General features: G+C 67.8%; 19 protein-coding genes. 10 read left to right on the forward strand and 9 right to left on the reverse strand.

Annotated features, from left to right (window positions below; genetic code table 11):
• The first annotated feature begins 1 nt into the window (after position 1).
• The 6 genes from glcE (at position 2) to paaK (ending at position 8,423) form a co-directional block, all read left to right on the forward strand.
• On the forward strand, positions 2 to 1,171 hold the full coding sequence (gene glcE, locus KQ910_RS16425; protein WP_216962468.1) for a glycolate oxidase subunit GlcE: 1,170 nt from the start codon (positions 2 to 4) through the stop codon (positions 1,169 to 1,171).
• Between the two features lies 1 nt (position 1,172).
• A complete protein-coding gene (gene glcF, locus KQ910_RS16430) occupies positions 1,173 to 2,492 on the forward strand; it encodes a glycolate oxidase subunit GlcF (RefSeq protein WP_216962469.1) in 1,320 nt (439 codons plus the stop codon).
• A 21-nt stretch (positions 2,493 to 2,513) separates the two neighbouring features.
• Positions 2,514 to 3,110, forward strand: coding sequence for a tetratricopeptide repeat protein (locus tag KQ910_RS16435; RefSeq protein WP_216962472.1), 597 nt, complete (start codon positions 2,514 to 2,516; stop codon positions 3,108 to 3,110).
• A 100-nt stretch (positions 3,111 to 3,210) separates the two neighbouring features.
• Positions 3,211 to 4,446: a metal-dependent hydrolase family protein gene (locus KQ910_RS16440; protein ID WP_216962474.1), complete on the forward strand. Its 1,236-nt coding sequence runs from the start codon at positions 3,211 to 3,213 to the stop codon at positions 4,444 to 4,446.
• Between the two features lie 30 nt (positions 4,447 to 4,476).
• The gene (locus tag KQ910_RS16445; protein WP_216962477.1) at positions 4,477 to 7,137 is read left to right on the forward strand and encodes a DUF2339 domain-containing protein; all 2,661 of its coding nucleotides are present in this window, start codon (positions 4,477 to 4,479) and stop codon (positions 7,135 to 7,137) included.
• Positions 7,134 to 8,423 carry a phenylacetate--CoA ligase PaaK gene (paaK, locus tag KQ910_RS16450; protein ID WP_216962478.1) on the forward strand — a complete coding sequence of 430 codons (1,290 nt, stop codon included), beginning with the start codon at positions 7,134 to 7,136 and terminating at the stop codon, positions 8,421 to 8,423. The genes KQ910_RS16445 and paaK overlap by 4 nt, the downstream gene beginning before the upstream one ends.
• Positions 8,424 to 8,432: 9 nt before the next feature.
• On the opposite strand, the gene KQ910_RS16455 is transcribed toward paaK, so the two are convergent.
• From KQ910_RS16455 to KQ910_RS16495, 9 genes are all read right to left on the reverse strand, one after another.
• The gene (locus tag KQ910_RS16455) at positions 8,433 to 8,684 is read right to left on the reverse strand and encodes a hypothetical protein (RefSeq protein WP_216962480.1); all 252 of its coding nucleotides are present in this window, start codon (positions 8,682 to 8,684) and stop codon (positions 8,433 to 8,435) included.
• A gap of 201 nt (positions 8,685 to 8,885) precedes the next feature.
• Positions 8,886 to 9,275 carry a hypothetical protein gene (locus KQ910_RS16460; protein WP_216962482.1) on the reverse strand — a complete coding sequence of 130 codons (390 nt, stop codon included), beginning with the start codon at positions 9,273 to 9,275 and terminating at the stop codon, positions 8,886 to 8,888.
• A 99-nt stretch (positions 9,276 to 9,374) separates the two neighbouring features.
• Entirely contained in the window at positions 9,375 to 10,787 is a 1,413-nt protein-coding gene (gene pyk, locus KQ910_RS16465) for a pyruvate kinase (RefSeq protein ID WP_216962484.1), read from the reverse strand.
• Between the two features lie 9 nt (positions 10,788 to 10,796).
• Positions 10,797 to 11,711, reverse strand: a complete 915-nt coding sequence (ltnD, locus tag KQ910_RS16470) for an L-threonate dehydrogenase (RefSeq protein WP_216962487.1) — start codon at positions 11,709 to 11,711, stop codon at positions 10,797 to 10,799.
• A gap of 3 nt (positions 11,712 to 11,714) precedes the next feature.
• Positions 11,715 to 12,500 carry a 2-oxo-tetronate isomerase gene (otnI, locus tag KQ910_RS16475; RefSeq protein ID WP_216962490.1) on the reverse strand — a complete coding sequence of 262 codons (786 nt, stop codon included), beginning with the start codon at positions 12,498 to 12,500 and terminating at the stop codon, positions 11,715 to 11,717.
• Positions 12,501 to 12,513: 13 nt separating this feature from the next.
• Positions 12,514 to 13,161, reverse strand: a complete 648-nt coding sequence (otnC, locus tag KQ910_RS16480; RefSeq protein WP_216962493.1) for a 3-oxo-tetronate 4-phosphate decarboxylase — start codon at positions 13,159 to 13,161, stop codon at positions 12,514 to 12,516.
• Positions 13,158 to 14,414, reverse strand: a complete 1,257-nt coding sequence (otnK, locus tag KQ910_RS16485; protein ID WP_216962496.1) for a 3-oxo-tetronate kinase — start codon at positions 14,412 to 14,414, stop codon at positions 13,158 to 13,160. The genes otnC and otnK overlap by 4 nt, the downstream gene beginning before the upstream one ends.
• 9 nt (positions 14,415 to 14,423) lie before the next feature.
• Positions 14,424 to 14,843 (reverse strand): GFA family protein, encoded by a 420-nt coding sequence (locus KQ910_RS16490; RefSeq protein ID WP_216962499.1) that lies wholly within the window; start codon positions 14,841 to 14,843, stop codon positions 14,424 to 14,426.
• Positions 14,840 to 16,117 carry a glycerate kinase type-2 family protein gene (locus KQ910_RS16495; RefSeq protein ID WP_216962501.1) on the reverse strand — a complete coding sequence of 426 codons (1,278 nt, stop codon included), beginning with the start codon at positions 16,115 to 16,117 and terminating at the stop codon, positions 14,840 to 14,842. Before KQ910_RS16495 ends, KQ910_RS16490 begins: the two co-directional genes overlap by 4 nt.
• 29 nt (positions 16,118 to 16,146) lie before the next feature.
• Between KQ910_RS16495 and KQ910_RS16500 the strand changes: the two genes are divergently transcribed.
• The 4 genes from KQ910_RS16500 (at position 16,147) to KQ910_RS16515 (ending at position 18,323) form a co-directional block, all read left to right on the forward strand.
• The gene (locus KQ910_RS16500) at positions 16,147 to 16,914 is read left to right on the forward strand and encodes an N-formylglutamate amidohydrolase (RefSeq protein WP_216962504.1); all 768 of its coding nucleotides are present in this window, start codon (positions 16,147 to 16,149) and stop codon (positions 16,912 to 16,914) included.
• Positions 16,911 to 17,576 (forward strand): DUF6925 family protein, encoded by a 666-nt coding sequence (locus KQ910_RS16505; protein ID WP_216962507.1) that lies wholly within the window; start codon positions 16,911 to 16,913, stop codon positions 17,574 to 17,576. The genes KQ910_RS16500 and KQ910_RS16505 overlap by 4 nt, the downstream gene beginning before the upstream one ends.
• Positions 17,577 to 17,597: 21 nt before the next feature.
• Positions 17,598 to 17,897: a DUF1244 domain-containing protein gene (locus KQ910_RS16510; RefSeq protein WP_216962511.1), complete on the forward strand. Its 300-nt coding sequence runs from the start codon at positions 17,598 to 17,600 to the stop codon at positions 17,895 to 17,897.
• Between the two features lie 153 nt (positions 17,898 to 18,050).
• Entirely contained in the window at positions 18,051 to 18,323 is a 273-nt protein-coding gene (locus KQ910_RS16515; RefSeq protein WP_229600429.1) for a DUF2312 domain-containing protein, read from the forward strand.
• Positions 18,324 to 18,374: the final 51 nt, after the last annotated feature.

Consider the following 18,374-nt stretch of genomic DNA (forward strand, 5'->3'; position numbering starts at 1 on the left):
GATGACAGCTACGATCAAGCCGCGCGACGCGAAGGAACTGCGGCAGGCGGTGGAATGGGCGCTGAACGAGGGCGTCACGCTCGACGTGCGCGGCGAGGGCAGCAAGCTCGCACTCGGCAAGCCGATGCTGTGCGCCCAGGTGCTCGATCTTTCGGGCATTTCCGGCATCGTCGACTACGCGCCGGAGGAACTGGTTGTCACGCTGCGCGCCGGTACGCCGATGCGCGAGGTCGAGGCGCTGCTGGCGCAACGCAACCAGATGCTGGCCTTCGAGCCGCCCGATCTAGGTCCGCTGCTTGGTCGCGAACCGGGGCGGGGCACGCTGGTCGGCGCCGTCATGGGCAATCTCGCGGGCTCGCGGCGACTCTCGGCCGGCGCGGCGCGCGACCATCTGCTGGGCTTCAGCGGCGTCAACGGGCGCGGCGAGGCCTTCAAGTCGGGCGGCCGGGTGATGAAGAACGTCACCGGCTACGACCTTTCCAAGATGCTGGCCGGTTCCTGGGGCACGCTGGCGGTACTGGACGAGGTTTCGGTCAAGGTGCTGCCGGCGCCGGACCAGACCTCGACGCTGCTGCTGCTCGGCCTCGACGACGCGTCGGCGGTGCGCGCCATGTGCGCGGCAATGGGGAGCCCGCACGAAGTCTCGGGCGCCGCACACCTGCCGGGCCGCACGGCGCTCCGCCTCGAAGGCGTGGCGCCGTCGGTCGAGGCGCGGCTGAAGGGCCTGCGCGAGCTGATGGCCGACAGCGGCGCGAAGATGGAGGAACTCGGCACCCTGGAGAGCCGCGCCTTCTGGCGCGAGGTGCGGGACGTGACGCCGCTGGTCGCCGCACCCGATGCCGTGGTGTGGAAGATCTCCTGTCCCCCGACGGAAGGTCCTGCGATCCTGGCGCGCATCGAGGCGCAGCGTCCCGGAGCGCAGGCCTATTACGACTGGTCGGGCGGCCTGATCTGGCTGGCGCTGCCGCCCTCGAATGACGCGGACCATGCGATCGTGCGCGGTGCGCTCGGGACGACGGGCGGTCATGCGACCTTGATCCGGGCGCCCGATTCCATGCGTGCCGCGGTGCCAGTGTTCCAGCCGCAACCTGCGGCGCTCGCGGCCCTTGCCGTGCGGGTCAAGGAAAGCTTCGACCCCAAGGGTCTCTTCAATCCAGGCCGGATGGGCTGACGTGCAAACCAACTTCACCCTGGCCCAGCTTGCCGACCACGAGAACGCGCGCAGCGAGCACATCCTGCGCAAGTGCGTGCATTGCGGCTTCTGCACCGCCACCTGTCCGACCTTCGTGCTGCTGGGCGACGAGCGCGACAGTCCGCGCGGCCGCATCTATCTCATCAAGGCGATGCTGGAGGGCGACCGGGCGCCCACGCATCAGGAGGTGCGGCACGTCGATCGCTGCCTGTCGTGCCTGTCCTGCATGACGACCTGTCCCTCGGGCGTGAACTACATGCACCTGGTCGACCATGGCCGGCATCGCATCGAGGAGAGTTACACGCGGGCGCCGGCCGATCGCTTCATGCGCGGGCTGCTCGCCTGGCTGATGCCGCGGCCGGCGGCGTTCCGCTGGGCCATGGTCCTGGGCCGCCTCGCCAAACCGCTGGCGCCGCTGCTGCCGGCGACCAGCACTGATCCCGGCGGCGCCACCTTCCTGCGGCGCCTGCGCGCCATGCTGGAAGCGGTGCCCGACATCGTGCCGTCGCCCTCGTCGGTCGATCGTCCCCAGACCTTCCCGGCCAAGGGGCTGCGCCGCAAGCGCGTGGCGCTGATGCCGGGCTGCGGCCAGCAGGTGCTGGCGCCCGAGGTCAACGAAGCCACGGTGCGGCTGCTCACGCGCCATGACATCGAGGTGGTGAACGTCGCGGGTTCGGGCTGCTGCGGCTCGTCCGTGCTGCATGTCGGGCGCAACGAGCAGGCGATCGCGCTGGCCAAGGCGAACATCACTGCCTGGCTGCGCGAGATCGACGGCGCCGGCCTCGATGCCATCGTGATCAACGCCTCGGGCTGCGGTACGACGGTCAAGGATTACGGGAACATGCTGGCCGACGAGCCCGAGTGGCACGAGAAGGCGATGCAGGTCGCGAAGCTCGCGAGGGACGTAAGCGAGATCATGCTCGAGGTCGGCCTGGTGAACGTCGAGCCCAAGGGGCTGACGGTGGCCTACCATTCGGCCTGCTCGATGCAGCACGGCCAGAAGGTGATCGAACAGCCGAAGAAGCTGCTGCGCGATGCCGGCTTCGTCGTGAAGGACGTGCCGGAAGGCCATCTCTGCTGCGGCTGGGCCGGCACCTACCAGGTGTTGCAGCCCGAACTGTCGCGCCGCCTGCGCGACCGCAAGGTGGCGAACATCGAGAGCGTGAAGCCCGACGTGATCGCCGCCGGCAACTTCGGTTGCATCGGCAACATCGCCTCGGGCACCGGCATACCGATCGCCCATACGGTCGAGTTGCTGGACTGGGCAACTGGCGGACCGAGGCCTGCCGCGCTCGGCTGAGCGGTAATCGATGGGAGCGCCATGACGGTTCTTCGCGCTTGCCTTGCTGCCTTGCTCGGCGTGATCCTCGGGGCGAACGTGATGGCGCAGAACGCCGGGAGCGGCACCGTGCTCGATACACTCTTTGCAAAGCTGCAAGCCGCCACCGATCCGTCCGCGATCCAGTCCCTGGAAGCGGCGATCTGGGAACAGTGGGTGATGGTGCCCGACATGAGCCAGCGCGCGCTGATGATGCGCGGCATCGCCGAGATGCAGCAGCAGGAACTCAAGACCGCGATCGAGACCTTCACGCGCCTGATCGGCGTTGCCCCCGATCTGTCCGAAGCGTGGAACAAGCGGGCGACGGCATACTGGCTGATGGGCAACTTTCCCGCGTCGCTCGCGGACATCTGCGAGACGGTGAAGCGCGAGCCGCGCCACTTCGGAGCCTATTCCGGCCTAGGCATGATCCGCGCCGAAATGGGCGAGAATGCGCGCGCGGTCGCGGCTTTCGAACTTGCGCGAAAGTGGAATCCGCACATCGCCGGTATCGACGGCGAGATCGAGCGGCTGAAGTCGCTGGGCGGAGATGGCAGCGCCGGTGCCGATCCCCTGGGCTGCGGCCGGCCCTCCACCTGATTTCAATGCACCGGCCGCGTAAGGCCTGGGCAACGGTGCTTCTTGCCCATGCGCAAGCCGGGAGGCAAAGTCGTTCCACGTTTCAAATCGGGAGTAATTCATGGCCACGCTCTATGTCGGCGGCCGTCTGTTCGACGGCGAGAAGGTGCAGGACGGGCAGGCGGTGCTGGAGGAAGGCGGCCGTATCAAGCGCGTGGCCCCGGCGGGCGAGTTCAAGGGCTTTGGCGGCGAGCGGATCGACACGTCCGGCGCCACGCTGATTCCCGGTATCATCGACTGCCATGTCCATTCGCTGTCGGGCGCCGAAGGCAACCCCGGCGCCGTGCAGGATCGCCTGAGCGCGGCCCAGCTCACGGTGCGCGGCATGGAATTCATGCGCCAGACGCTGGAAGGCGGCGTCACGGCGGTGCGTGACTGCGGCGGCAAGGACTATATCGAGTTCGCGATCCGCGACGCCTATAACGCGGGCCGCTTCCTCGGTCCGACCATGCGTTGCGCCGGCCGCATGATCTGCATGACCGGCGGCCACGGCAATCGCACCGGCCGCGTCGCCGACGGCGTCGACGAGGTCGTGAAGGCCGTGCGCGAGCAGGTCCATGCCGGCTCCGACCTGGTGAAGATCATGGCCACGGGCGGCGTCATGACCGCGGGCGTCAATCCCGAGGACGCCCATTACAGCGCCGAGGAGATGAAGGCCGGCATCTCGGAGGCGCATCGCTTCCACAAATGCTGCGCCAGCCACGCTCAGGGCGCGCTGGGCATCCTGAACGCCGTGCGTGGCGGCATCGACTCCATCGAGCATGGCATCTTCATGGACGAGGAGTGCTGCCGCGAGATGAAGGAGCGTGGAGTCTGGCTGGTGCCGACCTTGGCGGCCGTGAAGAACATCCTCAAGGGCTACGACGAGGGTGACCGCTCGATCCCCGACTATGTGATCGAGAAGAGCCGCCGCGTGTTCGACCGGCACATCGCCGCGACCAAGATGTACTATTCGGCCGGCGGTCGCATCGCCATGGGCACGGACGCAGGCACCCCGCACAATCGACATGGCGAGAATGCGCGTGAGCTGGAATTCATGTGCGACATCGGCATTTCGAGCCGCGATTCGCTGTTCTTCGCGACCGCGAGTGCCGCCGACCTGATGCGCCTCGCCGATCACGGCCGCATCAAGGAAGGCAACGTCGCGGACCTGGTCGTGTGCGACGGCGACGCGCTGGCCGACATCAAGCGCGCCGCCCGCAAGGAGAACCACCGCCTGGTCGTGAAGCGCGGCATCGTCGCCCGCGACAATCGCGCGGCCTTCGCCTCGCAGTCTGCCCGCGTCGCGGCGGAGTAGGGATTAGGGCAGGGCGTTCCCGGAGGCATCGTGGAAGAAATCTTCCTCATCCTGGTCGGGATCGCTTGGGCGCTCGGCACGCCGCTGATCGCCATCATGGCGCTGGTCCGCACGTCGGGCCTGCGCGCGCAGAACGACAGGCTCGCGTCGGAACTGGCAGGCCTGCGACGCCAGATAGCGTCGATGGGGTCACAAACTTCTGCCCCGCCTGCCGAGGCTGCGCCCGTTGTGACGCCGACCGTGGAGGCGACGCTGGCCGAAAGCGTCATGCCGCCACCACCGGCGCCCCCGTTCGTGATCGAGCCCGAAGTCCCACCGAAGGCCGAACCCGAAGCCATCGTTATTGGATCCGGTTTGCCGGCGTCTCCTGCTGCGCCACCGGCGCCGCCGTTTCTTCAGGGGCCGGAACCGGTCAATGCCGGCTGGGAACAGCGTCTCGGGGCGCGTGCCTTTCTGTGGGTGGGCGCGATCACGCTGGCGCTCGCCGCGATCTTCCTCGTCCGCTACTCGATCGAAGAGGGCTACCTCTCGCCCGAGGTGCGCGTGATCCTCGCGGCCCTGTTCGGCTTCGCACTGATCGCGGGCGCGGAGCGGTTGCGGCCGCGCGACGATCGCGTGTCGCAGGCGCTGGCCGCTGCCGGTGTCGCCGCGCTTTACGGCTCCCTTCTGTCGGCAGTGGCGCTGTACGGGATGATCTCCAAGGTCGCGGCGGGCGGCGGGGCCGCGGCGCTCACGGCGTTCGCCATCACGCTCTCCCTGCGCTACGGCATCTTCGTCGCGGCCCTTGCCTTTGTCGGAGGCTTCCTCAGTCCCGCAATCATCGGCAGCGAGCAACCGAACACGCCCGTGCTGTTCGGCTATCTGCTCGCCATTGCCGCCGGCACGCTGACGGTCATTCGAGCACGCGGCTGGTGGGTGCTGGGCTGGGGCGTGCTCGCGGGCTCGGCGCTGTGGACCGTGATCTGGATGCTGGCCGATCCCGACCTGCCGGAACTGCACTGGGTGGGGCTATTCCTGGTGGCGCTCGCCGGGCTCTTCGTCTGGGCGTCGTGGCGACGCATCCAGGAACACGAGAATCCCCCGAAGGACGTGCTGGCTCTCGTCTGGGCCTCGCTGGCGGTTACGGGCGGCCTGCTCGTACTGGCGATTGCGCAGGATGCCGGCCAGCAGACGGCGGGCTGGCTTGCCCTGGCGGCGCACGGCATCGGGATTCTGGCCTTCGCGCGCTGGACGCCGCGCTTCCAGTTCGTGGCCGGCCTCGCCCCGGCGCTGTCGCTGGCGGCGCTGGCGCTGTGGTGGTGGACGGCAGGGGGCGTGCCGGCGGACTGGAACGACGGGCGCTTCGGCTGGCTCGTGACGGGCTTCGGGGGTCTCTACGCGGCGGCGGCTTTCGCGCTCCTGTGGAACGCCCCGCGGCCGGGCTTCTGGGCGGCGCTGTCAGTGTCGGCGGCGCTCTCGCATTTCCTGTTCGCCTGGTACGTTCTGCGCGGCACGCCGGGTGTGCCTTGGGGCCTGATCAGCGTCGGCCTCGCGGTGCCCTTCTTCGTGGGTGCCGAGCGTCTCACCCGCTGGCGCGAGACGATGCCGGGCGCCACCGAGGCGCTGGGTTTCCTCGCGGCCGGTGTCACCTTCTTCATCGGCGCCGCCATTCCGCTCGAACTCAATCGCGAATGGATCACCGTCGCCTATGCGGTCGAGCTGGCCGCCGTCGCGGCCATCGCAGCACAGCTCGGACTGGTGGCCTTGCGCCGGCTGTGCTGGCCGCTGCTCGCCATCGTGGTGGTGCGCTTCGTCGTCAATCCGGAGATCCTGAAGTATCCGATCGGGCTCACGCCCATCTTCAACTGGATGCTGTGGGGCTACGGCATCTCGATCGCCGCCCTGGTCGTGGCGCTGCGCTTCCTGCGACCGACCGGAGACGTGCGCCTCGTCCGTTCGGTGGAGGCCGCCGCCGCTTTGCTGGTCTTCGTGCTGCTGACGCTCGAGGTGCGCAGCCTCTTCCAGCCGACGAGCATGATGACGCTGGGCGCGAGCTTCATGGAGCGTGCCTTCTACGTGCTGGTGTGGGGCGCCTTTGCCCTGGCGGCGCTGTGGAAGACGCGGCTCGACGGCGACGTCGTGGCGCTGTGGGCGTGGCGCCTGAGCAGCGCGCCGGCCGCCGCCGTCGTGCTCTTCCTGCAGGTGCTGGTGGCCAGTCCCGTGGTCCAGCCGGCGGATGTCGGCCGGCTGCCGATCCTCAACGGACTCCTGCTCGCCTATGCGGCGCCGGCGGCCCTGGCGGCACTGGCGCGGCGCTGGGTGGCGGACGTGGAGCCGGACCGGCGGCTCGTCATGGTCGTGGGTGGCGTCGCCTCGATCCTGGCCTTCGCCTATGTCTCGTTCGAGGTGCGCCACTTCTTCGATCCGGGCTTCGAGCGGCTTGGCTTCGAGGCGCAGGGACTCGAACTCTATGCCTACTCGATCGTCTGGCTGCTGTTCGGCGTGGCGCTGCTGGCGCTGGGCTTCCTGCGGCAGGCGGCGGCGCTGCGTCATGCCGGCATGGCTCTGGTCTGCATTGTCGTCGCCAAGGTGTTCCTGATCGACATGGCTGGGCTGCAGGGCCTGTTGCGCGTCTTCTCGTTCCTGGGCCTCGGCGCGGCGCTGATCGGCCTTGGCTATGCCTATCGCCGCCTGGGTTTCGACAGCAAATGACTGAGCCACTGTTTCCCGAACTCGCGATGTCGCTGGATGCGTTGCGGAAACTGCAGCTCGACCGGCTGCGCGCCACGCTGTGCCACGCCTACGACAACCAGGTGCCGTACCGCGCCAAGTGCGACGCGGCGGGTGTCCATCCGGACCAGCTCAGGAGCCTCGACGATCTCTCGCGCTTTCCCTTCACGGAGAAGCGCGACCTGCGCGACGCCTATCCGTACGGGATGCTGGCGATCCCTCGCGAACGCTGCGTGCGGGTCCATGCCTCGAGCGGCACGACGGGACGTCCGACGGTGGTCGGCTACTCGGCGAAGGACATCGCCACCTGGGGCGAACTGATGGCGCGCTCTCTCTATGCTGGCGGCGCACGGCCGGGCGACATCATCCACAATGCCTATGGCTACGGCCTCTTCACCGGCGGGCTCGGCGCTCACTACGGCGCGGAGCGGCTCGGCTGCACGGTCGTGCCGATGTCGGGCGGCTTCGGCGAACGACAGGTCCAGCTCATCCGCGAGTTCGGCGCGCGCGTCGTGCTGATGACACCGTCCTACATGCTGGCGATCGCCGACGAATTCGAGCGCCAGGGGATCGACCCGCGCGACACGGCGATGCGCATCGGCATCTTCGGGGCCGAACCCTGGACCGAGGGGATGCGGGCGGAGATCGAACGCCGGCTGGGAATCGACGCCGTCGACATCTACGGCCTCAGCGAAGTGATGGGACCGGGCGTCGCCTGCGAGTTCGTCGAGACCAAGGACGGCCCCACGATATGGGAGGATCATTTCTATCCCGAGATCGTCGATCCCGCGACCGGCCGGCCGGTGGCCGATGGCGAGCCGGGCGAGCTGGTATTCACGACGCTGTCGAAGGAGGCGATGCCGGTGGTCCGCTACCGCACGCGCGACCTGACGCGGCTGATGCCGGGCTCGGCCACGGCGATGCGGCGCATGGCCAAGATCACAGGCCGCAGCGACGACATGCTGATCGTGCGCGGCGTCAACCTGTTCCCGAGCCAGGTGGAGGAGCAGATCCTGCGCGACCCGGCGCTGAGCGGCCACTATGTCATCGAACTCTCGCGCAGCGGCGCGCTCGACGACCTGCTGGTGCGCGTCGAGGCCCGTGAGGCTCAGGCGGAAGGTGAGAAGGCGCGATCCGTCGCCGGCCTGGTGCAACGCCTCAAGGGCATGTGCGGATTGACGGCCGAGGTGGAGATCGAGGCGCCGGGCGGGATCGAGCGGTCCCTGGGCAAGGCGCGCCGGGTTATCGACCGGCGCCCCAGGACGTAGTCGCGGAGCCTACAGGCCGGTGGCCAGGCGAATGCGCGCCTTGATCAGGTCCGTGTCGCCCGGAAGCTGACTGACTTCGGCCGTGATGAGGGACGGCGTCGACGTGGGCGCGGCTTTCGCCCGGCCGGTCGCTGCATCGACGACGACAGCGAGGGTGAGCAGCACGGCGACGACGACCAGCAGATCGACCCAGGAAAAACGCATCCGGCGATACTCTTGGGGAATGGCGATGGCCCGGGGCTTGTTCTGGCCGGTTTTCATGTTGGCCTCTTGGAGTTTCGTCTGGGCTGGCATTGCTGCTTATGATTCCTGTTTCGGTCGGAGCCGGGACCAGACTGCGGCGATACCAAGATCGATTGTGTCAGCCGTGTCCGATCGTGGCGCCGGCGACCGCCGCAAAGGTCAGGATGGACGCGGCGATGACCAGAAAGTCGATCCAGCCGAGCGAGAGGCGACGGCGCTTCACGAGCGGTCTCCGGACTTGGCGCCCGTGCTGCTCCCCGGGTTTCCGCCACGCTGAGGCGGCGAGGGACGGTACTTCTCCAGTACTGGCATGAGCTTGTCGGGCGACACGTTCATGGCCGCGGCGAGTGCCTGGAGGTGGCTCTTCATCTGCGCCTCGGTCGGCGGCTGCTGCTCGGCATGCGGCGGCGGGCCGACCTTGCGCAAGGCCTCGCGGACGCGATCGGCCGGAATGCCGAGGTCGGCCGCGATCTTCTCGACCGGGGGCCCGCCCCGGGGTGGCGCGCTTTGACCGGAAGCGCCGGTCTGCGCGAGCACACCGCCCGCGAAGATGACGACGCAGGTGAGTGCGAGGAGGGCGTCGACGGTGGCGAAATTACGGCGGGCCATGGAACCTCTCGTTGTGTCTTCACGAGAGCTTACGGGGACACGCCGAGGATCATCCCTCGCCCGAAATCGTGCGCGGGTCGTGCGTTGCGGCCGAGGTTGTCAGACGTAGGCGATGCGCAGGATGTTGGTGGCGCCGGGCGTGCCGAACGGGACGCCCGCGGTGACGACGAGGCGTTCGCCCTCCTTGGCGATACCCTGCTGGCGGGCGATGCGCACCGCGCGCTGGACCATGTCGGCGAAATTGTGAGCGTCTTCCGTCTGCACCGGCAGGACACCCCAGGTGAGAGTCATGCGCCGCGCCGTGTCGAGATTGGGCGTCAGGCACAGGATGCGCACGTCGGGCCGCTCGCGGGCGGCGCGCAGCGTCGTCGAGCCGGTGTTGGTGTAGGTGACGATTGCAGCGGCGGACAGCGTATGGGCGCACTGGCGTGCGGCGGCGCTGATCGCATCGGCTGTCGTCGCCTCGGGCTCGCGGCGGCTGGCATCCATCAGGCGGCGGTAGAGCGGGTCGCCTTCGACGCTCTTCAGGATGCGGTCCATGATCGTGACCGCCTCGATCGGATAGTCGCCCGACGCGGACTCGGCGGAAAGCATCACGGCATCAGTGCCGTCATAGACCGCGGTGGCCACGTCGGACACTTCGGCGCGCGTCGGCGTCGGTGAATGGATCATCGACTCCAGCATCTGCGTCGCGACGATGGTCGGACGGCCGGCGGCGCGGCAGGCGGCGAGGATGCGCTTCTGCAGCGGCGGCACGGCCTCGGGCGGCATCTCCACGCCGAGATCGCCGCGTGCGACCATGATGCCGTCGCTCTGCTCGATGATCTCGTCGAGATGCTCGATGGCCTGCGGCTTCTCGAGCTTGGCCATAACGGCGGCACGGCCGGCGACCAGCTTCTTGAGTTCGGCGATGTCGTTGGCGTGCTGGACGAAGGAGAGCGCCACCCAGTCGACGCCCAGCGACAGGCCGAACACCAGGTCCTTGTGATCCTTCGGCGTCATCGGAGACATCGGCAGGACCAGGTTGGGCAGGTTGACACCCTTGCGGTCGCTGATCGTGCCGGCGACCTCGACCACGGTGTCGATCGTCTCGGCGTCATGTCTGACGATGCGCAGCCGAACCTTGCCGTCGTCGACCAGCAACAGGCCGTCGGGCTTCGCGGCCTTGAAGATCTCCGGGTGCAGCAGCGGCACGCGCTTGGCGGTGCCGGGCGTCGGGTCCATGTCGAAGCGCAGCTTCTGGTCCTTTTTCAGGTCCATCGGGCCCTTGGCGAAGGTGCCGAGGCGCAGCTTGGGGCCCTGCAGGTCCATCAGGATCGCGATCGGGTGCTTGTATTCCTTTTCGAGCGCGCGGAGCTGATTGACCCGCTTGCGATGGTCTTCGTGCTGGCCGTGGCTGAAGTTTAGCCGGAAGACGTCGGCGCCTGCCTCGAACAGGGTTCGCAGGCGCTCGGTGTTGGAGGAAGAGGGGCCAAGTGTGGCGACGATCTTGGTAAATCGATTGCGGCGCATGTCCCCAGTCTACTTCAAAGGGGACGACACTTTGAAGTCACCTGCCGCTTCGTAAACCTTGACGACGGCGGCGTCATCCAGCTTGCCGTGACCGGCGCCGGCCGCGGCGATGAAGAGCTGGTGGGCGGCGGCGGCCAGCGGCAACGGCAGGCGCAGCTCGTGGCCGGTGTCGAGCACCAGGCCGAGATCCTTCACGAAGATCTCGACCGCGGAGAGCGGCGAATAGTCGTCGTCGAGCATGTGCGGCACCCGGTTGCCGAACATCCAGGAGTTGCCGGCGCTGGCCGAAATGACTTCATAGACCGCGCGCGTATCGGCGCCCGCCTTCGCGGCGAGCGCCATCGCCTCGGCGGCCGTGGCGATGTGAACGCCGGCCAGGAGCTGGTTCACCGTCTTCACCAGAGAGCCGATGCCGGCCTTGTCACCCAGCCGGAACACCTTTGCCGAGGTGGCCGACAGGATTGACTCCGCGGCGGCATAGGCGCCCGCGCTGCCCGAGGACATGAACGTGAGTTCACCTGATTCCGAGCGCGCCCGTCCGCCGGACATCGGCGCGTCGAGCAGCTCGTGCCCGGTCGCCGCCAGACGTTCGTCGAGCTTGCGGACGAAGGCGGCGGGGCAGGTGGCGCACTGCATGACCAGCCCGCCCTTGCGCAGGGAGGCAACGGCGCCACCCTCGCCATAGAGGACGGTCTCGACCTGCTGGGCGTTGACGACCGCGACGACCACGACGTCCGCCGTCTTCGCAGCCTCTGCCGCAGACGCCGCCGCGGTGCCGCCCGCCGCCACGAAGGCCTCGCGCGCGGCGGCGCTGGGATCGACGCCGATCACCTTGTGGCCGTGCTTCAGCAGGTTCTTCGCCATGCCGAGGCCCATCGAGCCCAGGCCCACGAACGCGACGACGGGTGTGTTCTTGTCGGTCATGGATCAGGCCTTGATGCCGTATTTCGCAGCCCAGCCGAGACCGGCACCGGTCGTCGTCCTGGGCTTGTATTCGAGCCCGACATAGCCGTCGTAGCCAAGGCGATCGAGCACATCGAGCAGGTAGAGATGATTGACCTCGCCGATGTCGGGCTCGTTGCGGTCGGGATTGCCGGCGATCTGCACGTGCGAAGTGATGGGGAACAGGCGTTCCATCCGCTTCTGCAGGTCACCCTCGGTCACCTGCAGGTGATAGAGGTCGAGCTGCAGGCGCAGGTGCGGCGCGCCGACCTCGTCGATGATCGCCTTCACCTGGTCGGTCGTGTTGGTGAAGTAGCCCGGAATGTCGCGATGGTTGATCGGCTCCAGCACGATGGTGATGCCGGTCTTGGCCGTGCGGTCGCAGATCTTCTTCAGGTTCGAAATGAAGGTGCGGTGCATCGCCTTCACGTCGGCACCGGGCGCGATCATGCCCGACATGACATGCAGCGTCCGGCACTCCAGCACCTGGGCGTACTCCAGCGCCTTGTCGATGGCGGCCTCGAACTCGGCCTCGCGGCCGGGCAGTGCAGCGAGGCCACGCTCGCCCTTGCTGGCGTCGCCCGGCGGCAGGTTGAACAGCGCCTGCGTCAGCTTGTGCTTCTTCAGCTCGGCGGCGATCTCGGCGGCGGGCGCCTCGTAGGGAAACAGGATCTCAACGGCCTTGAAGCCGTGCGCGGCGGCGGCGCCGAAGCGTTGCAGGAACGGCACTTCCTGGTAGATCCAGGACAGATTGGCGGCGAGCTTGGGCATGCTTCTTGTCCGATCAGGAAGGGTAGGCTTCTTCGACGTCGCGCACTTCAGCATCCGACAGGATGCGAGGCTTGAATCCCTGCAGCAGCAGGTGGAGCTTGGCCGTCTCCTCGAGTTCCTCGATCGAGGCGGAGGCGGCCGACAGCGACGTTCCCGCGACCACCGGGCCATGGTTGGCCAGCAGCACCGCGCGATGGCCCTTGGCATAATCGCGGATGGCATCGGCAAGCTTCGGGTCGCCCGGCTTGAAGTAGGGGACCAGCGGCAGCTTGCCGACCCTCATCACGAAGTAGGGCGTGATCGGCGGCAGCGTCGTCTCGGCATTGTGGTGGCACGACGGATCGAGGCAGGAGATCGCCACGGCGTGCGTGCAATGAAGGTGCACGATGGCTCCGTCCTTCGGCCGCACGTCGTAGACCGAGCGATGCAGCAGCGCTTCCTTGGTCGGCGGATCGCCCGCAACATGCTTGCCGGATAGATCGATCTTGGAGAGCTGGCCGGGCTCGAGTTCGCCCAGCGACGAGTTGGTCGGCGTCATCAGCCAGCCATCGGCCACGCGAGCGCTGATGTTGCCGGAGGTGCCGGGGCAGAGGCCGCGCGCGGCGAGCTTGGCGCCCAGCGCGCAGATCTGCTCGCGCATCTTGGTTTCTGCGGTACTCATAATTTGTCGAATGCCTTGGTGAAGAAATCGGGCGCGCCGAAATTGCCGGACTTCAGCGCAAGCAGGATCGGCTTGGCGCCGACCGAAGCTGTCCACGGCACGCCGGGATCGATCTCGGGGCCGATGCGGAGCGCCGTGACGTCGAGCGCACTCACGACGGCGCCCGAGGTTTCGCCGCCCGCGACGACGAGCCGGCCGACGCCGGCGGCGACGAGGCCGCGCGCAAGCGCCGCCATCGTCCTTTCGATGGCCTGGCTCGACTTCTCGACACCGTACTTGGCCTGCAGCGCCTTCACCACCTCGGGCTTGTCGCTGGCCGACAAAAGTATAGGGCCGTTGCCCAGCTTGCCTTTGGTCCAGTCCAGCGCCTTGCCGGCGACGTCCTCGCCGCGGCAGATCGCATCCGTGTCGAGGGCCATGTGCGCGCCCTTGAAGGCGGCGATCTGGCCGAGCGTGGCGGCGGAGCAGGAGCCGGCCAGTACAGCCGCCGCGCCCTCGATCTTCGGCAGCGTATCGGCGCCCGAGCGATGGGCCATCAGGCCGCGCCGGCGATAGGCGGCAGGCAGGCCGAGCGCCACGCCGGAGCCGCCCGTGACCAGCATGTCGTCGCCGATCGCCTCGCCGATGATGCCGAGGTCGGTGTCGGCCACGGCATCGACCACGACATGGCGCACACCGTCGGCGGCGAGCCTGTCGAGCGATTCGCGCAAGACGGCCGAACCGGACTGGACCTGCTTCAGCGCCACGAGCCCGACCTTGTGCGGCGTCTGCCGCGCCAGCACGCGCACCAGGCTGGCGTCCGTCATCGGGGTCAGCGGATGGTGCTTCATGTGCGAGTCGGACAGGAGCACGTCGCCGACGAAGAGATGGCCAAAGAAGATCGTGCGGCCGTTCACCGGGAAGGCCGGGCAGTAGATCGCCTGCTTCGCCTTCAGCGCATCGAGCAGCGCGTCGCCCACGGGGCCGATATTTCCGGCGTCGGTCGAGTCGAAGGTCGAGCAGTATTTGAAGAAGAAGCGCACGCAGCCTGCTGCCTGCAGCGCCTTCAGCGCGTCGAGCGACTGGGCGATCGCATCTGCAGCAGCGATCGAGCGGGTCTTGAGCGCGACGACGACGGCATCGACGTCGTCGGGGATGGTGCCCTTCGCCGGCACGCCGATTGTCTGGATCGTGCGCATGCCGCCTTTAACGAGCATGCCCGCGATGTCGGTTGCGCCGGTAAAATCGTCGGCGATCACTCCAAGAATGGCCATGGGACGACGTTAGGCGATGACGGTCGCTGGCATCCAGAACTTTCGGCGCCGGGAGCGCCGCCGCGTCACGTCTTCGCCGTCATAGTGGTGCAACGGCGGTGCAACATCGAAGGTGTTGCGGATGTCGAGGGAGTTGACGTTGACGATGCCGATGGCGCCGTTCTCCTCCGGCATCACCGCGCCGACATAGGTGCCGCAACGGGCGCAGAGCAGGTAGTCGGTGATGCCGAGGCCGAAGCGGTAGCGGGAGAGCGCGCCCGGTGCGGCTCGAAACTCGACGGCACCGCCGGGATCGCCCATCGTGCGCGCGCCGTGGCGGCGGCAGAAGCTGCAGGCGCAACGGCCGACCCGCATCTCCTCGGGCTTCTTTTCCGAAGTGAGGGTGAAGGTGACGCCGCCGCAGTGGCATGAACCGGGATAGGTCGTCATGGTGCGATCAAGGTGACCCTGAAATCGTTGACGTTGGTCCGCGTCGGCCCGGTGATCAGGCTGTCGCCCAGCATCTCGAAGAAGCCGTGCCCGTCATTGTCGTCGAGCATGGACTGCGGATCGCGACCCTTGGCGCGCGCGCGGACGAGCGTGTCGGGGGTGAAGACCGCGCCGGCAATGTCCTCCGCCCCGTCGACGCCGTCGGTGTCGGCCGACAGGCCCCAGATGCCGGAGGCGCCGTTCGCGGCAATCGCTTGGGCCAGCAGATATTCGACGTTGCGGCCGCCGCGGCCCTTGCCGCGCACCGTGACGGTGGTCTCGCCGCCGGACAGGATCGCCACCGGCTTGCCGCCGCGCTTCGCTCTTTCGATGGCCTGCCGCGCATGCTCCGCGCCCAGCTCGCGCGCCTCGCCTTCGAGATTGTCGCCCAGCATGACGACTTCCACGCCGCGTTCCCTGGCGACGGCGGCGGCAGCTTCGAGCGAGCGCCTGGGCGTCGCCACCATGATCGTCTCGACATTGGCGAGACGCGGATCGCCGGGCTTCGGCGTCTCCTCGATGCGGCCGGCGGCGCCTTCCTGCAGATGCCTGAGCACCGCGGCCGGCGGGTCGATCCTGTACTTCGCCAGCACGGCGAGTGCGTCGGCGAAAGTCGTCTTGTCGGCAACGGTCGGTCCGGAGCCGATCACGCCGGGATCGTCGTTCGGCACATCGGAAATCAGCCAGGAGAGAACGCGCGCCGGCTGGGCGGCGATGGCGAGCCGGCCGCCCTTGATCGCCGAGAGATGCTTCCGCACCGTGTTCATCTCGACGATGTTGGCGCCGGACTTCAGCAGGGCGCGATTGACCTCCTGCTTGTCGTTCAAGGTGAGGCCTTCCGCCGGCAGGGCGAGAAGGGCCGAGGCACCGCCGGAGATCAGGCAGAGCAGGAGATCGTCGGCGCTCAGCCCCTGCACGCGCTCGTAGATGCGGCCGGCCGTCTCGCGCCCCTTGTCGTCGGGCACGGGATGCGCGGCCTCGACGATTTCGATGCGCTTGCAGGTCTCGCCATAGCCGTAGCGCGTGACGACCAATCCTTCGAGCGGATGCGGCCACTGATCCTCGACCGCGCGCGCCATGGCGGCGCTGGCCTTGCCGGCGCCGATGACGATCGTGCGTCCCTTCGGCGGCTGCAGCTTTGCGATGTATGGGGCGAGACAGGTCGCGGGACGAGCGGCGGCGAGGGCGGCATCGAAGAGGGCGCGCAGCAGGGCGCGGGCGTCGGCGTCTTTCATTTGCCTGATCTTCGCACTATAGGGGCGCGATGCAACCGTTGCTCCGGCCGGGCGATCCGCCGCCGTTTTCCGTCTTCAACGAGCAGGGCAAGGCGCCGCTGTTGCTGCTTTGCGATCATGCCAGCAAGGCCGTGCCGCAGGCATTGGGCGATCTGGGGATTCCGGCGAGCGAGCTGGCGCGTCACATCGGCTGGGACATCGGCGGACTCGATGCGGCAATCGAACTGGCCAAGGCACTCGACGCACCACTGGTCTCATCCGGTTATTCCCGCTTGGTGATCGACTGCAATCGTTGGCCGGGCGGCGAGGGCTCGACGCCCGAGGTCAGCGACAGGACCGTCGTGCCCGCCAACAAGGGTCTGACGAAGGAGCAGGTCGATGCCCGCGCCGAGGCCTGCTTCTGGCCCTACCATCGCGAGGTCGACCGGCTGCTCGACGCGATGAGCGAGGGCGGCCGGCAGGTCTGCATGCTGGTGATGCACAGTTTCACGCCGTCGATGAACGATTTCGACCGTCCGTGGCATGTCGGCGTGCTGTGGAACGACGATCCGCGCCTGCCCGAGCCACTGCTCGCCGAATTGCGGCGCGACGAGTCCCTCGTGGTCGGGGACAACGAACCCTATTCGGCGCGCGACCCTTACGAATACACGCTGACCGCCCATGCACAGCCGCGCGCGCTGCCGCATTGCTCGCTGGAAGTCCGTCAGGACCTCATCGGTACGACGGAAGAGGCGCAGGCCTGGGGACGACGTCTGGCCCCGGCGATTTCCTCGGCTGTTCGAAAGGCGCTGTCATGAAATGTACCGAACTCTCCGAGGCGCCGCACGATCTGGTCCGCCGTCATCTTGCCGAGGCGGCCAATGGCTGGAGCGTGGGGACCTGGGGCGCGATCGGCGAGTTCCAGTATGACGAGGGCGAGCCCGGTCTCGTCGTCGATGCGGATGCGTTGTCGGTGTCGAGCCGGCGCGGCGCCCTGCGCGTCGGCGATCTCGCCGATGTCACGCCGTTCGCCCTGATCGACGACAATGGCCGCACCTGCGAGATCGCCTTCTGCTCGGCGCGCCCCGCGAGCGGCCGGACGGTGATCCACGCGGTCGACGCAGTGACGTTCGATCTCGGCATCGGCGTGCCGCACATCGACATGCTGGTAAGGGTGCGCGAGGACGATGCGGAGACGCGCCGCGCGCTCGCTGCCGGCGTCGGCAAGCCGCTGCTGACGATGGACAATCCGGCAGGTCCCGCGATCGGCAAGGCGAGCCCGACGCGGGTCTTCGCTTCAGCCTTCGCCACGCTTGAAGTCCATCAGCCGATCCCGCCGCCGGGCGGCCGTTCACCGGCCGGCCCGCACAGCCACCTGCTGCCGCATCATCTCAAGGAGGGCAGGGTTCATGCGCCGAACTCGCCGCTCCCGGCTGGTTTATACTGCGGCCTGAGCCTATATCCCCGGACACGACTTTAGCCCGTGGTTCAGGAGAGCATCATGGACGACAAGACCCGCACCGAACTCGAGGCCGCCGCCTTCCGACGGCTGGTGTCGCACCTGCAGGAACGCACCGACGTCCAGAACATCGACCTGATGAACCTGGCCGGTTTCTGCCGGAACTGCCTGTCGCGCTGGTATCGCGAGGAAGCGGGCAAGCAGGGCATCGAGATCGCCGATCCCAAGGCTCGCGAGATCGTCTACGGGATGCCTTACGAGGATTGGAAGGCCAGGCACCAGAAGGAAGCTTCGGGCGACCAGAAGAAGGCCTTCGACAAGGCGCACCCCAACCACGGGTAATGCCGGCACTGCCAGCATTGCAGCGATTTCGGCGGGCTTCCCGGGCGGTTTTCCGGCCGTCCCCGTTATCCCCATCATTCATTACATCGTCGTCATTGAGCCGACCGGTCCGCTCCCCCTATGGTCCGGCGGTCGAGAGCAAGGAGTACGGACATGCCGGACGGCAGCGACATTTCCAAGAAGGTTAAGGCCGGCCCGATCTCCGCAGACCGCCTGAAGAGCTTCGTTGAGCGCATCGAGAAGCTCGAGGAAGAGCGCAAGGCCATCGGCGGCGACATCAAGGACGTCTACAGCGAGGCCAAGGGCGTCGGCTACGACGTCAAGACCATGCGCAAGATCATCTCCCTGCGCTCTATGGATGCCGCCGACCGGGCCGAGCAGGAAACGCTGCTCGACGTCTACAAGCACGCGCTCGGGATGGTCTGATATCGCGCGGCCCGAATACGGAAAATTGATTTCGCACGCGCCGGGCAGGCG

The organism is Reyranella humidisoli (assembly GCF_019039055.1).
Taxonomy (GTDB): Bacteria; Pseudomonadota; Alphaproteobacteria; order Reyranellales; family Reyranellaceae; genus Reyranella; species Reyranella humidisoli.

Bases quoted from the DNA above. Each gene is read 5' to 3' on its own strand.
- glcE (WP_216962468.1), top strand. From the start codon at position 2: ATGACAGCTACGATCAAGCCGCGCGACGCGAAGGAACTGCGGCAGGCG.
- KQ910_RS16435 (WP_216962472.1), top strand. From the start codon at position 2,514: ATGACGGTTCTTCGCGCTTGCCTTGCTGCCTTGCTCGGCGTGATCCTC.
- KQ910_RS16440 (WP_216962474.1), top strand. From the start codon at position 3,211: ATGGCCACGCTCTATGTCGGCGGCCGTCTGTTCGACGGCGAGAAGGTG.
- paaK (WP_216962478.1), top strand. From the start codon at position 7,134: ATGACTGAGCCACTGTTTCCCGAACTCGCGATGTCGCTGGATGCGTTG.
- KQ910_RS16455 (WP_216962480.1), bottom strand. From the start codon at position 8,684: ATGAAAACCGGCCAGAACAAGCCCCGGGCCATCGCCATTCCCCAAGAG.
- KQ910_RS16460 (WP_216962482.1), bottom strand. From the start codon at position 9,275: ATGGCCCGCCGTAATTTCGCCACCGTCGACGCCCTCCTCGCACTCACC.
- pyk (WP_216962484.1), bottom strand. From the start codon at position 10,787: ATGCGCCGCAATCGATTTACCAAGATCGTCGCCACACTTGGCCCCTCT.
- ltnD (WP_216962487.1), bottom strand. From the start codon at position 11,711: ATGACCGACAAGAACACACCCGTCGTCGCGTTCGTGGGCCTGGGCTCG.
- otnI (WP_216962490.1), bottom strand. From the start codon at position 12,500: ATGCCCAAGCTCGCCGCCAATCTGTCCTGGATCTACCAGGAAGTGCCG.
- otnC (WP_216962493.1), bottom strand. From the start codon at position 13,161: ATGAGTACCGCAGAAACCAAGATGCGCGAGCAGATCTGCGCGCTGGGC.
- otnK (WP_216962496.1), bottom strand. From the start codon at position 14,414: ATGGCCATTCTTGGAGTGATCGCCGACGATTTTACCGGCGCAACCGAC.
- KQ910_RS16490 (WP_216962499.1), bottom strand. From the start codon at position 14,843: ATGACGACCTATCCCGGTTCATGCCACTGCGGCGGCGTCACCTTCACC.
- KQ910_RS16495 (WP_216962501.1), bottom strand. From the start codon at position 16,117: ATGAAAGACGCCGACGCCCGCGCCCTGCTGCGCGCCCTCTTCGATGCC.
- KQ910_RS16500 (WP_216962504.1), top strand. From the start codon at position 16,147: ATGCAACCGTTGCTCCGGCCGGGCGATCCGCCGCCGTTTTCCGTCTTC.
- KQ910_RS16505 (WP_216962507.1), top strand. From the start codon at position 16,911: ATGAAATGTACCGAACTCTCCGAGGCGCCGCACGATCTGGTCCGCCGT.
- KQ910_RS16510 (WP_216962511.1), top strand. From the start codon at position 17,598: ATGGACGACAAGACCCGCACCGAACTCGAGGCCGCCGCCTTCCGACGG.
- KQ910_RS16515 (WP_229600429.1), top strand. From the start codon at position 18,051: ATGCCGGACGGCAGCGACATTTCCAAGAAGGTTAAGGCCGGCCCGATC.